Source organism: Burkholderia sp. WSM2232, assembly GCF_000472545.1.
Classification (GTDB): domain Bacteria; phylum Pseudomonadota; class Gammaproteobacteria; order Burkholderiales; family Burkholderiaceae; genus Paraburkholderia.
The window spans coordinates 114,580-128,060 of record NZ_AWZV01000021.1 but is presented as its reverse complement, the minus strand read 5'-3'; the positions used below and the strand labels follow the sequence as shown (position 1 = coordinate 128,060).

The window sequence follows — 13,481 nt, the reverse complement described above, 5'->3', positions numbered from 1 at the left end:
GGCAGGACGGCACCACGGCACCACGGCACCACGGCACCACGGCACCACGGCACCACGGCACCACGGCACCACGGCACCACGGCACCACGGCAGCACGGCAGCACGGCAGCACGGCAGCACGGCAGCACGGCAGCACGGCAGCACGGCACCACGGCAGCACGGCACCACGGCACCACGGCACCACGGCAACACGGCAACACGGCAACACGGCAACACGGCAACACGGCAACACGGCAACACGGCAACACGGCAACACGGCAACACGGCAACACGGCAACATGCGCACACGCGCACACGCGCACACGCGCCAGCAGGCAGCTCGGCAGCGGGCAGCTCGCCAGCAGGGCAGCTCGGCAGCAGGGCAGCTCGGCAGCAGGTGGCAGGCAGCGCAGCAGTGTCACGGCCGCACAACCGCGTCATCCACGACACCCGCCTGCGCTCCTCGGCCCCAACTTTCCCCGACCGCGCACAAAAAAGGAGGCGCGACCCTCAGGTCCGCCCCCTCATATTCCAAGGCCAATCCGCAGGCCCTTCCGTGACCTCACCGCTCACGCGCATCGATCATTGCAATCCGATGCGCCCATCAGCAGCAACCGCAGCCACCACGCCTAAAGCCGCATCACTTCTGCGCCCGTAGAATCCGCGCCGCATCCAGCGCAAAATAGGTCAGAACGCCGTCCGCCCCGGCACGCTTGAACGCAAGCAGTGATTCCATCATCGCCTTGTCGTGATCGAGCCAGCCGTTCTGCGCTGCCGCCTTCAGCATCGCGTACTCGCCGCTGACCTGGTAGACGTAGGTCGGGAAGCGGAACTCGTCCTTCACCCGGCGCACGATGTCGAGGTACGGCATGCCTGGCTTGACCATCACCATATCCGCCCCTTCGTTGATATCGGCCTCTACTTCACGCAGCGCTTCGTTGGAATTCGCTGGGTCCATCTGGTACGTCATCTTGTTGCTTTTGCCGAGGTTCGTCGCGGAGCCGACGGCGTCGCGGAACGGCCCGTAGAACGCGGACGCGAATTTGGCCGCATACGCCATGATGCGCGTATGCACGTGGTCCTCGCTTTCCAGCATTTCGCGGATGGCACCAATGCGGCCGTCCATCATGTCCGACGGCGCGACGATGTCGACGCCCGCCTCAGCCTGCGCGCGCGCCTGTTCGATCAGAATCTCGACGGTTTCGTCGTTGAGGACATAGCCCGCCTCGTTGAGCACGCCGTCCTGGCCGTGGCTCGTGTACGGGTCGAGCGCGACGTCGGTCAGCACCCCCAGTTCCGGGAAATGCTTCTTGAGTTCGCGCACGGCGCGCGGGATCAGGCCCGCGGCGTTGGTCGCCTCGCGGCCATCGGGCGTTTTCAGCGACGGCTCAATCGCCGGAAACAGCGACAGCACGGGCACACCGAGTTCGACGCATTGCTCGGCGACTTTCATCAGCAGATCGACGGAGACGCGCTCAACGCCGGGCATCGACGCCACGGCCTGTCGCACGTTGGTGCCGTCTACCAGGAAGACGGGGTAGATCAGATCATTGGTGGTGAGAATGTTTTCGCGCATCAGACGGCGCGAAAAGTCGTCGCGGCGCATGCGGCGCGGGCGGTAGTGCGGGTAGAAGCTCATGTGGGATCGAAAACTGTGGATATCTTGAGTGGGGCGGTGACGCGCACGGCGCCAGTGAGGCCGGTGCCGCTCGCGGAAACTTTTCAAGACAATGGTATATCATACCGATCGAGCAAGGCGCTTGGCGCTGAGCTCCCCGCTTCTCCTCCCTGAGCGGGTGCCTGTCGTTTTTCGATTAGGCTGTTTGACCCGCCGTTAAAGCGGCGGGTTTTTTTATGGGCCGCCGAAATCGCGTTTTCGGGGCTCGAAACCGACCCCGCAATTTACTGCGCAGAGTTCTCTTCGCCCTTCACGTCGGGGATAAGCCAGCTTTCGATCAGTTCGTGCGCTTCCTCGATACCGACCCGCTTGAGCGCCGAAAAGAGCTGTGCGGTCAGTTCCCCCTGATAACCCGCGGCGCGATATTCGGCGAGCCCCTTTTGCGTGGCGCGCAACGCGTTGACGCTTTCCTGACGCGTCAATTTGTCGCATTTGGTCAGGAGCGCGTGAATCGGCTTACCGGTTGGCGCAAACCATTCGATCATCCGCCGGTCCAGATCGGTCAACGGGCGGCGCGCATCCATCATCAGGATCATGCCGCGCAATTGCGAGCGCGATTGCAGGTACGTGGAAAGCAGTGCTTCCCAGTGAGCCTTGGCCGCGCCCGGGACTTCGGCATAGCCGTAGCCAGGCAAATCGACGAGGTGCGCGGCGGGTTCATCGGCCTTGCCCACTGAAAAATAGTTGATGTGCTGCGTACGTCCCGGCGTCTTGCTCGCGAATGCCAGCCGCTTCTGATTGCAAAGAATGTTGATGGCCGTCGACTTGCCCGCATTGGAGCGCCCGGCAAAAGCAATTTCTGGCTGAGCGGTGGCCGGCAGATCGCGCAGGTGATTGACGGTCGTAAAAAAGCGGGATTGGTGGAGCAGGAAGGACATGAGCAGGCCAGATTTCGAGACGCCGGGGAACCCGGAGTGGGGACGGGTCAAGCCCGACTGGCGTCTTAGCGATTAGCGAGTTATTGTACAATACGATGGTTTACTGAAAACCTGAGGGGGCCAGCCCGCGTGCCTCGGCGGCTCCTGGCGGTCACTTGGGTCGCCGTCGTATTGTGCAAAACCTCTAAAATCCCACAAGACGAGACAGGGTGTGCGAATGAATCGACTGTGCAAGGCTCTGATGGTGTTTCAGGTAGCGGCAGGTCTTTCAGGTTTGGCAATTCAGGCACGAGCAGCAGATCCAGCAAAGGCAGATCCGGCAAAGCCGGACATTAATCGGGGGCAGGCAATCGCGGTGCAGGTTTGCGCGTCGTGCCACGGCGCAGACGGCAACAGTGCCGGCGGGGCGTATCCCAAGCTGGCCGGTCAGCATCCCGACTATCTCGTCAAACAACTCAAGGATTTCAAGCCGCAGCCCGGCGCGAAGCAGCCCGCGCGCAATAATGCGATCATGACGGGCATGGCTTCGGCGCTATCCGATCAGGACATGGTCAACGTCGCCGCCTATTTCGCGACGCAGGCTCAGAAGCCCGGCTACGCGCACAACAAGGACACGGTGGCGTTGGGGCAGAGGATTTACCGCGGCGGCATTGCGGACAAGGGCGTGCCGGCATGTGCAAGCTGTCACGGGCCCACCGGGCAAGGTATTCCGTCGCAATATCCGCGTTTGTCGGGACAGTGGGCTGAATACACCGTGGCGCAGTTGACCGCGTTCACGCAGGGCCCCGGCGCGCGTAATAACAATGAGGCGATGCATGCTGTTGCATCGCGTCTGTCGGACAGCGAGATCAAAGCTGTTGCCGATTACATCGCGGGCTTGCACTAACAGGTCCGCGCGCAAGTGCAACCGGCCCGTCGAGGCCGGTGAAAAACAAGAAAAGGGTGGGGGCGTCGTATCTACGATCGCCCTCCACCCTTTTTTGCTGTTCAGTCGGAGTATGAATGAGCGTCACCACGTCGGGTTTGCAGTCGAAGTCGGGCAATCGCGTCTTGCGCAGCGCCGTCGAGCTACTCAGTTCGATGCGTTTTGCGATTGCGCTGCTCGTGATCTTGTCCATTGCCAGCATCATCGGCACTGTCCTCACGCAGGACGATCCGTATCCCAACTACGTGAATCAGTTCGGCCCGTTCTGGGCCGACATCTTCCGCGCGCTGAGCCTGTACACGGTGTACAGCTCCTGGTGGTTCATGCTGATCTTGGGCTTTCTGATGGTGTCGGTGTCGCTGTGCGTAATCCGCAACGCGCCGAAAATGGTCGCCGACGCAAAGAGCTGGAAAGACAAGGTCCGTGAAGCCAGCCTGCGCGCGTTTCATCACAAAAGTGATTTCGCGGTGCATGGCACGCGCGAGCAGACGGCGGCGGTCCTCGGCAAACTGTCGGCGAAACTCGGCTACAAGTTTGTCACGCGCGAGTCCGACGGCGCGACGCTGATCGCGGCCAAGCGCGGCGCACTGACCAAGTTCGGCTACATCTCCGCGCACCTCGCGATCGTGGTGATTTGCCTCGGCGGCCTGCTGGATAGCAATCTGCCCATCAAGCTGCAGATGTGGCTCTTCGACAAATCGCCGATCCGCGCCAACACGGTGATCAACGAAATTCCGCCGGAGCACCGCCTGTCGCAGTCCAATCCGACGTTTCGCGGCTACGCGTGGGTGCCGGAAGGGCAGCACGTGTCCACCGCGATCCTCAATCAGCCCGACGGCTCGCTGATCCAGGACCTGCCGTTCTCGATCGAATTGCAAAAGTTCATCGTCGACTATTACTCGACAGGCATGCCGAAGCTGTTCGCGAGCGACATCGTCGTGGTCGATCACAAGACGGGCGCGCGCGTGCCGGCGCGCATCGAGGTCAACAAACCGTTCGAGTACGACGGCGTGTCGATCTATCAGTCGAGCTTCCAGGACGGCGGCTCGCAAATGGAGATGACGGCCTACCCGATGACCGGCGCGAGCGCGAAAACCGCGCCGTTCGGCGGCACGATCGGCGGCAATGCGCCCTTGAGTTCGGCCACGCCGCTCGCGGACGGCCAGACCGTCGAGTTCACCGATTTCCGCGCGATCAACGTCGAAAATATTTCGAACGCCAACGGCCAGACGGACGCCCGCGGCGTTGCCTCGCACCGCTCGCTGAAGGAAGCTTTCGACGAGCGGCTCGGTTCCGGCGCGAAGACCTCCAAGCCGCTCGACCTGCACAACGTGGGCCCTTCGGTGCAATACAAGGTGCGCGACAAGGACGGCCAGGCGCGCGAGTACAACAACTACATGCTGCCCGTCGCGGTGGGTGGCGAAAGGTTCTTTCTCGCGGGCATGCGCCTGAACCCCGACGATCCGTTCCGCTACCTGCGCATTCCCGCGGACACCGGCGGCACCGTCAAGGAATGGATGAACCTGCGCGCCACGCTGGAAAACCCGGCCGCGCGCGCCCAGGCCGCTCACCGTTTCGCGCTGCGCTCCGTTCCGGAAGCGAACGCGGAATTGCAGCAGCACCTGGAAGAAAGCGCATTGCGCGTGCTGACGCTGTTTGCTGGGGCCGACACGAGTGTGAAAATGCCGAACGGTCAACCGGTGGGTGGCTTTCAGGCCATCGCGGGTTTCATCGACCATTCGGTGCCTAAAGGCGAGCAGGAAAAAGCCGCAGGCTTGCTGCTGCGCATGCTGGAAGGTTCCATGTGGGATCTGTGGCAAGAGTCGCGCGAGCAGCAGGGCGAGCCTCAGGCACAGGCGAATGCCGAGGCGAGCCGCTTCGTCCAGAGCTCGATCAATGCGATATCTGACAGCTTTCTGTATGGATCGCCGGTCTACCTGCAGCTCGACTCTTTCAAGCAGGTGCAGGCTTCGGTATTTCAGCTGACGCGCGCGCCGGGCAAAAAAGTCGTGTATCTTGGCAGCCTGCTCCTCGTATTGGGCATCTTTTCGATGTTCTACGTCCGCGAACGGCGCCTCTGGTTCTGGCTCAAAGATTCCGGGCAGGGCACGCAGGTCGTGATGGCCATGTCGAGCGCCCGCAAAACGCTGGACTTCGAGAAAGACTTCGCCCAGACACGCGACGCGGTTGGCGCCGCGTTGGGCGCCAGGCCCCAGGATGCAGCGTCCGGCAACGGCAGCGCGCAGTCCGCAAGCTCACAAGATTCGACCCGGTAATACCATGGACTTGACTCAGGTTTCTTCTTCTGCCCCTTCCTCCTCGCGGCCCGGCAAGTCGCCTGCGGACGAAGCGCTCAACGCGGCTCAATATGACGAGCGGCCGTTCCTGAAACGGCTCGGTGTGGTCGACTGGCTGTTCGCTCTTGCAATGGTTGCGGGCGCGGGCTTTGCACTGTCGCGCTATCACCCGTTCATGAATTACTACGACAAGCTGGTGCTGGTGTGCTCGGTGCCGGTGTTCGTCGTACTAGGCTGGCGCTGGAAGCCCGCGCGTCCGCTCATGGCGGCCATCGCGGCACTGTCGCTGCTGGCCATCCAGATTTATCACGGCGACCTGAGCCGCGCCGACAACGCATTCTTCCTGAAGTATTTCCTGTCTAGCCAGTCCGCGATTCTGTGGATGAGCGCGCTGTTCGTATTCGCGACCGTGTTCTACTGGATCGGCCTGCTGTCGCGCTCGCCCACAGGCGCTGCAATCGGTTCGCGCATGACGTGGGTGGCCGTGGTGATGGGCTTTGTCGGCCTGATGGTGCGCTGGTACGAGTCGTACCTGATCGGCGCGGACGTCGGCCATATTCCCATTTCGAACCTCTACGAAGTGTTCGTGCTGTTCAGCCTGATCACCGCGCTCTTCTATTTGTATTACGAGCAGCACTACAGCACGCGCGCACTCGGCGCGTTCGTTCTGCTTGTGATCAGCGCCGCCGTCGGCTTCCTGATGTGGTACTCGGTCGCCCGCGACGCGCAGCAGATCCAGCCGCTCGTGCCGGCGCTGCAAAGCTGGTGGATGAAGATTCACGTGCCGGCGAACTTCATCGGCTACGGCAGCTTCGCGCTGTCGGCAATGGTCGCGGTCGCCTACCTGGCCAAGGAGCGCGGCGTGCTGGCCGATCGCCTGCCCGCGCTCGAAGTGCTCGACGACGTGATGTACAAGTCGATCGCCGTCGGCTTCGCATTCTTCACGATCGCAACGATTCTCGGCGCGCTGTGGGCCGCCGAAGCCTGGGGCGGGTACTGGAGCTGGGACCCGAAGGAAACGTGGGCGTTGATTGTCTGGCTGAACTACGCGGCCTGGCTGCATATGCGTCTGATGAAGGGCCTGCGCGGCGCCGTTGCCGCGTGGTGGGCGCTTACGGGTCTGCTCGTCACGACCTTCGCGTTCCTCGGCGTGAACATGTTTCTGTCGGGGCTGCATAGTTACGGCAAGCTGTAATATTCGCCGGTCTCAACCGACAAAGAACCGCCGCGTGTTTGCACCGGCGGTTTTTTTATGGCTGGCGGAATATTTGCGCATCGAATGTGTTCGTGATTAAGAGAACGCGTGAAATGGCCCGACGAGCGATCATCACCATGGCCCCCGCTGGATAGCTGAAGCGCAGGCCGCAAGGAGCAGCACGATGTGGATCAAGCGAAGCGACAGGATTCAACTCACCGGCGACGATATCGCGCGCAGCGAAATCACGCCGCAGCACATTTTCGAGAACCGGCGGCGCCTGCTGCAGGCAGCCGGCGCGTTGGCGCTCGGCAGCCTGATTGGCGTGAACGGCGAAGCGCTGGCGGCCTACACGTCGCCCGACGCGAAGGCGCAGAAACTGGCGGCGAAGACCAACGCAAAGTTCGTCGCGCTCGACAAGGTGACGCCGTTCAAGGACATCACCAGCTACAACAACTACTACGAATTCGGCACCGACAAGGCCGACCCCGCTGAGCACGCGGGCACGTTGCGGCCGCGTCCGTGGAAAGTGAGCGTCGAGGGTGAGATCAAAAACCCGAAGGTGTACGACATCGACGAACTGCTGAAGCTCGCGCCGCTTGAGGAGCGCGTGTACCGCCTGCGTTGCGTCGAAGGGTGGTCGATGGTCATTCCGTGGATCGGCGTGCCGCTCGCGGAGCTGATCAAGCGGGCGCAGCCCACCGGCAACGCCAAATACGTGCAGTTCATCACGCTGGCCGACCCGTCGCAGATGCCGGGGCTTTCCACGCCGATACTCGATTGGCCGTACTCCGAAGGTCTGCGCATGGACGAGGCGATGAATCCGCTCACACTGCTCACGATGGGCGTGTACGGTCAGGTGCTGCCCAACCAGAACGGCGCGCCCGTGCGCATCGTGGTGCCGTGGAAATACGGCTTCAAGAGCGCCAAGTCGCTCGTGAAAATCCGCTTTGTCGAAAAGCAGCCGCCGACGAGCTGGAACACGTATGCGTCGAGCGAATATGGTTTCTATTCGAACGTGAACCCGAACGTCGACCACCCGCGCTGGAGCCAGGCGACTGAGCGGCGCATCGGCGAAGACGGATTTTTCACGCCCAAGCGCAAAACGTTGATGTTCAACGGCTACGGCGATCAGGTGGCGTCGCTGTACCAGGGCATGGACCTGAAGAAAAACTTCTGAGCGACATGACGATGGCTTCCGACTCTCAACCCGCCGCCCGCATCGGGCGTCATGCGTCTCCCGCGCAGGCAGGTGCGACGGCGCCAGCCTCCGCGGCGGCGCGACGGCCGGCCGCCGGCTTGCGCTGGGTGGTACCCGCGAAAATCGCGGTTTTTATCGCCGCCTGGTACCCGCTCGCGCGCATCGTGCTGTTCGGCTTGACCGACCGGCTCGGCGCCAACCCGATCGAGTTCATCACGCGTTCCACAGGACTCTGGACGCTCGTCTTTCTGTGCATCACGCTGGCTGTGACGCCGTTGCGCCGGATCACCGGCGTCGCGGCGTTCGTGCGGTTTCGCCGCATGCTCGGGCTCTACGCGTTTTTCTACGCGACGCTGCACTTCACCACCTACCTCTGGTTCGACAAGTGGTTCAACGTGGCGGAGATCGTCCAGGATATAGGCAAGCGGCCGTTCATCACCGTGGGCTTTGCCGCATTCGTGCTGTTGATCGCGTTGGCCGTCACGTCGCCGCGCGCGATGGTCCGCAAACTCGGCCGGCGCTGGCAGAGCTTGCATCGCGCGATCTATGCGATCGGCGCACTGGCGATTCTGCACTTCTGGTGGATGAAGGCCGGTAAACACGACCTGCTGCTGCCGAAGATCTACGGCGCGATCATGCTGGCGCTGTTGGGCTGGCGTTTAGTCGTGTGGTTGCGCGAGCGTGGATTAAAGTCGCGCTGAACGGGCGATCAGCGCGCGTTGATCCCCGCCACGAAAAAAGGCGATGCCCGGACAGCATCGCCTTTTTCATGTGGCCGCGGATCTAAGCTGGTTACTCCGGCAAGATCGTTTCGCCTGCAAACAGCTGCTGCACTTCTTCGCGTGCGCGAACCACATGCGCTTGTGTACCATCAACCATCACCTCCGCGGCACGCGGGCGGGTGTTGTAGTTGGAGCTCATCACGAAGCCATAGGCGCCGGCCGAACGAATCGCAAGCAGGTCACCCGGCTCGACGGCGAGTAGCCGCTCGCGCCCGAGCCAGTCGCCGCTTTCGCACACCGGGCCCACGACGTCGTACACGTGCGCAGGCAGTTCGCGCTGAACGACGGCGTCGATGGCGTGATACGCCTCGTACATCGCGGGGCGGGCGAGATCGTTCATGGCCGCGTCGACGATGGCGAAGTTCTTTTCAGCGCCCGGCTTCAGAAACTCGACGCGCGTGAGCAGCACGCCTGCATTGCCGACCAGCGAACGGCCCGGCTCGAAATACACCTCGCGATGGCCGTGACCGCGTGCCTCGATCCGGTCGAGCACGGTGCGCACGAAATCGCCGATGTCCGGGGGCGTTTCGTCGTCGTAGGTAATACCTAGACCGCCGCCGACGTCGATATGGCGAATCGTCATGCCGTCCTGCTCGATCTGTTCGACCAGTTCCAGGAGCTTGTCTACCGCGTCGAGGTACGGCGCGACTTCGGTAATCTGCGAGCCGATATGGCAGTCGATACCGACCACCTCCAGGTTCGCCATGGCTGCCGCCGCCTGATAGGTGGCGCGCGCCTCGTCGAATGCAACGCCGAACTTGTTCGACTTCAGTCCGGTGGAAATGTACGGGTGCGTCTTCGCGTCGACGTCGGGGTTCACGCGCAGCGAAACCGGCGCCTTCTTGGCCATTTGTGCCGCGACCGCGTTCAGACGATCGAGCTCTGGAATCGACTCGACATTAAAGCATTTGACGCCGGCGGCGAGCGCTTCGCGCATTTCGCTCGCATGCTTGCCGACGCCAGAAAACACGGTGTTTTCGGCTTTGCCGCCGGCCGCCAGCACGCGCGCCAGTTCGCCGCCGGACACGATGTCGAAGCCCGCGCCAAGACGCGCGAATACGCTCAGCACCGCGAGATTGCTGTTGGCCTTCACGGCGACGTGCACGCTCGCGCGGCGACCGGCGCACGCGCCCGCGTAGGCGTTCCACGCCTCGGTCAGAGCCGCGCGTGAGTACACGTAGAGGGGCGTGCCGAACTGTTCGGCGAGCGAAACGGCGGACACGCCTTCGGCGTGAAGCACGCCGTCGACGTAGTCAAATGCAGGTCGAGTCATGCGAAAGTCTTATTGAGCGGGAGTGGCGGTGGTGGCCGGCGAGGAAGCCGACACAGCCGATGCAGCGGAAACGGCGGACGTGGGCGGCGCGGACAGTTCGTTCGCCGGCGCGAGCGAGAGCGGCGTGCCGGAAGTATCGGGAATGGCGTCTGCGTCTGATGCGGTCTCGGCACCCGGTTTCACTTCGTCGGGCGACGGCGGCTGCGTACGGTCGATCGGCTTGGCCGGCAACGGCGGGACGGTGGGCAAATAGAGCGAACCGCGCTGCCCGCAACCGGCTAGCGAACCGCCGAACGCGCAACCTGCGAGAATGGCTAAACCCGCTACAATCGCGCGGCCGGGCGCCGCCGCGCGCATCCGAGATACGACTCGCATGACTGTCCCTGAATGAATAATCGATGGAGTTTAGCATGTCCGATAGTGATTACCTGACCCGCGCGGAGGCCGCGCTAGCCGCCATCGAACGCGCGCTGGACGACGCCGAGGCCGACATCGAACTGGAGCGCAGCGGCAACGTGCTGACCCTCGAGTTCGCGAATCGCTCGAAGATCATTGTCAATCTGCAGCCGCCAATGAGCGAGATCTGGATCGCCGCCAAGGCGGGCGGCTTTCACTACCGTTTTGTCGACGGCGAGTGGCGCGACACGCGCAGCGGCAAGGAATTCTTCGCTGCGCTCTCGGAGTACGCGACGCAACAGGCCGGCGAGCCGGTGCACTTCGCAGCCTAACTATGCTCGCGGTTGTCGAACGAAGCTGAAGGTCGTAAAAAAAGCCGCCGCGCAGAGAATGCGCGGCGGCTTTTTTTTAACAGGGGGCGCTGCGTCAGTGCCCGCGGAACAGATTCATGATGTCCTGCTTCTCCTGCTCGCCCACCTGTCCCGGCGCGGCGGATGCGGCGCTTGCCTCGTCGAGTGCCGCCTGACTGATGCCGACCGTCGCCACAAAGCCGTGGCCCGGCGTGAATTCGTCGAAGTACAACTCCGAGCCGAGTTCGACCACGCCGTCGGGCATCGGCATCTTGTAGTCCGGCACGCCCTTGAGCGCACGTCCCATGTACTCGATCCACACCGGCAACGCGAGGCCGCCGCCGGTTTCCTTGTCGCCGAGACTGCGCGGGTTGTCGTAGCCGATCCATGCAATTGCAGTCAGCGTGTGCTGATAGCCGGCGAACCAGGCGTCGCGGGAGTCGTTCGTCGTGCCGGTCTTGCCCCCCAGATCCGTGCGCTTGAGCACGTTCGACTTCGCGCCCGTGCCGCGTTGCGCGACGCTTTGCAGCAGGCTGTTCATCACGTACGCGTTGCGCGGCTCGATGGCGTGCGGCGCGCTCTGCTCGGCGACAAGCGGCTGCGCGTGCGCCACCACGACGCCGCGCGGGTCGGTGACTTCGGCTATCAGGTATGGATTGATCCGATAGCCGCCGTTTGCGAACACCGAAAATGCGCCCGCCATCTGCAACGGCGTGACGAGACCCGCGCCGAGCGCCATGGGCAGATACGCCGGGTGCCGGTCCGCGTCGAAGCCAAAGCGCGTGATGTACTGCTGCGCGTACTTCGTGCCGATGTGGTTGAGGATGCGGATCGACACCAGGTTCTTCGACTTCTGCAACGCGGTGCGCATGCTCATCGGCCCGTCGAAACCGCCGCCGTAGTTCTTCGGCTCCCATGCCTGGCCGCCGGTCTCCGCAGCGCTGAAAAAGAGCGGCGCGTCGTTGATGACGGTGGCCGGTCCAAGCCCCTTTTCGAGCGAAGCCGAATAGATGAAGGGCTTGAAACTCGACCCCGGCTGACGCCATGCCTGCGTGACGTGATTGAACTTGTTCTTGTTGAAGTCGAATCCGCCGACGAGCGCGCGGATCGCACCGTCCTGCGGCACGACCGAGACAAACGCGCCCTCCACTTGCGGCAACTGGGTGATCGCCCACTCGCCTTCATCGTTCTTGACGAGACGAATGATCGCGCCCGGCCGCAGACGCTGGTTCGGCTGCGCGCGTGCGCTGAGCGCCGATTGCGCAAAGCGCAGGCCGTCGCCCTGAATGGTCGCAACATTGCCGTCTATGAAAGTGGCCTGCACCTGCTTCGGGCTCGCGGCGGTCACCACGGCCGCAATGATTTCACCGTTGTCCGGGTGTTCGAGCAGCGCGTCGTCGATGGCCTGCTCGCGGTCGTCAGCATCGGCGGGCAAATTGATGAACGCTTCGGGGCCGCGATAACCGTGGCGCCGCTCATAGTCCATCAGGCCCTTGCGCAGCGCGCGATAGGCGACGTCCTGATCCGCGGAGTCGATCGTCGTCACGACGTTCAGGCCGCGCGTGTACGCTTCCTCGCGGTACTGCGCATACATCATCTGCCGCACCATTTCCGCAACATACTCGGCGTGTACGCTGAACTCCTTGCCTGCACCCTTGACGACGAGCGGCTGACGGCTCGCTTCGTCGTACTGCTGCTGGTTGATGTAGTGCAGCTCGTACATGCGTTGCAAAATGTACTCCTGACGTACCTTCGCACGCTTCGGATTCACCACCGGGTTATATGCGGAGGGCGCCTTCGGCAAGCCGGCCAGCATCGCGGACTCCGCGAGCGTCAGGTCCTTCAGGTCCTTGCCGAAGTAGACGCGCGCCGCGCTCGCGAAACCATACGCGCGCTGACCGAGATAGATCTGATTCATATAGACCTCGAGAATCTGATCTTTCGTGAGCTTCGACTCGATCTTGTACGCGAGCAGCATCTCGTAGATCTTGCGCGTGTAGGTCTTCTCGCTGGACAGGAAGAAGTTGCGCGCCACCTGCATGGTGATCGTGCTCGCGCCCTGCGTTGCGTGGCCGTTAGTCAACGCGACGAAGCCGGCGCGCGCAATGCCCGTCAGGTCGACGCCGCCGTGGTCGTAAAAGCGCGCGTCCTCGATGGCGAGCACGGCCTTTTTCAGGCTGTCCGGCACGTCCTGGATACGCACGATATCGCGCCGTTCCTCACCGAACTCGCCGATCAGTACATGGTCCGCCGTGTAGATGCGCAGCGGCACTTTGGGCCGGTAGTCGGTAAGGGCGTCGAGCGAGGGCAGGTTCGGTGTGGCGACCACGAGCGCATAACCGAGCACCAGCAGCACGCACACGATACCCGCGACGATCAACCCGAAAAAACCAAGCAGGAGCTTGAGCCACAGCGGGCGTTTGCGCTTTTGAGGCGCGGGCGGCGTGGATGTGGGAGACGTGGATTGCATATAGGCACCAAAAAACAGTCCCGCGATTATAGCCGCCTCGCTTTTCAGCTTTCGGCG

General features: G+C 62.8%; 11 protein-coding genes. 6 read left to right on the top strand and 5 right to left on the bottom strand.

From position 1 onward, the window contains the following. Nucleotides 1–619: 619 nt before the first annotated feature. Both hemB and yihA read right to left on the bottom strand, forming a co-directional pair. Nucleotides 620–1,618: a porphobilinogen synthase gene (hemB, locus tag F757_RS0120220; protein ID WP_027212979.1), complete on the bottom strand. Its 999-nt coding sequence runs from the start codon at nt 1,616–1,618 to the stop codon at nt 620–622. 263 nt (nt 1,619–1,881) lie between these two features. Further along, nucleotides 1,882–2,535 (bottom strand): ribosome biogenesis GTP-binding protein YihA/YsxC, encoded by a 654-nt coding sequence (yihA, locus tag F757_RS0120215; RefSeq protein WP_027212978.1) that lies wholly within the window; start codon nt 2,533–2,535, stop codon nt 1,882–1,884. A 217-nt stretch (nt 2,536–2,752) separates the two neighbouring features. Here yihA and F757_RS33890 point away from each other — a divergent pair, with 217 nt between their 5' ends. The 5 genes from F757_RS33890 (at nt 2,753) to msrQ (ending at nt 8,854) form a co-directional block, all read left to right on the top strand. After that, complete coding sequence (locus F757_RS33890; protein ID WP_035467235.1) at nt 2,753–3,421, top strand: c-type cytochrome; 669 nt, start codon at nt 2,753–2,755, stop codon at nt 3,419–3,421. 116 nt (nt 3,422–3,537) lie between these two features. Further along, entirely contained in the window at nt 3,538–5,736 is a 2,199-nt protein-coding gene (locus F757_RS0120200) for a cytochrome c biogenesis protein ResB (RefSeq protein WP_027212977.1), read from the top strand. Nucleotides 5,737–5,740: 4 nt separating this feature from the next. Continuing rightward, on the top strand, nt 5,741–6,952 hold the full coding sequence (ccsB, locus tag F757_RS0120195; RefSeq protein WP_027212976.1) for a c-type cytochrome biogenesis protein CcsB: 1,212 nt from the start codon (nt 5,741–5,743) through the stop codon (nt 6,950–6,952). A 184-nt stretch (nt 6,953–7,136) separates the two neighbouring features. Next, complete coding sequence (gene msrP / locus F757_RS0120190) at nt 7,137–8,132, top strand: protein-methionine-sulfoxide reductase catalytic subunit MsrP (RefSeq protein WP_027212975.1); 996 nt, start codon at nt 7,137–7,139, stop codon at nt 8,130–8,132. An 11-nt stretch (nt 8,133–8,143) separates the two neighbouring features. Next, the gene (gene msrQ, locus F757_RS0120185; protein ID WP_027212974.1) at nt 8,144–8,854 is read left to right on the top strand and encodes a protein-methionine-sulfoxide reductase heme-binding subunit MsrQ; all 711 of its coding nucleotides are present in this window, start codon (nt 8,144–8,146) and stop codon (nt 8,852–8,854) included. Nucleotides 8,855–8,945: 91 nt separating this feature from the next. Here the strand turns inward: msrQ and lysA are convergent, their stop codons facing one another. Beyond that, nucleotides 8,946–10,208, bottom strand: a complete 1,263-nt coding sequence (lysA, locus tag F757_RS0120180) for a diaminopimelate decarboxylase (protein WP_027212973.1) — start codon at nt 10,206–10,208, stop codon at nt 8,946–8,948. Nucleotides 10,209–10,217: 9 nt separating this feature from the next. Further along, on the bottom strand, nt 10,218–10,583 hold the full coding sequence (locus F757_RS0120175) for a lipoprotein (protein ID WP_027212972.1): 366 nt from the start codon (nt 10,581–10,583) through the stop codon (nt 10,218–10,220). Between the two features lie 35 nt (nt 10,584–10,618). On the opposite strand from F757_RS0120175, the gene cyaY reads away from it, so the two are divergent. Beyond that, the gene (cyaY, locus tag F757_RS0120170; RefSeq protein ID WP_027212971.1) at nt 10,619–10,936 is read left to right on the top strand and encodes an iron donor protein CyaY; all 318 of its coding nucleotides are present in this window, start codon (nt 10,619–10,621) and stop codon (nt 10,934–10,936) included. Between the two features lie 94 nt (nt 10,937–11,030). On the opposite strand, the gene F757_RS0120165 is transcribed toward cyaY, so the two are convergent. Next, nucleotides 11,031–13,424, bottom strand: coding sequence for a penicillin-binding protein 1A (locus tag F757_RS0120165; RefSeq protein ID WP_027212970.1), 2,394 nt, complete (start codon nt 13,422–13,424; stop codon nt 11,031–11,033). Nucleotides 13,425–13,481 lie beyond the last annotated feature (57 nt).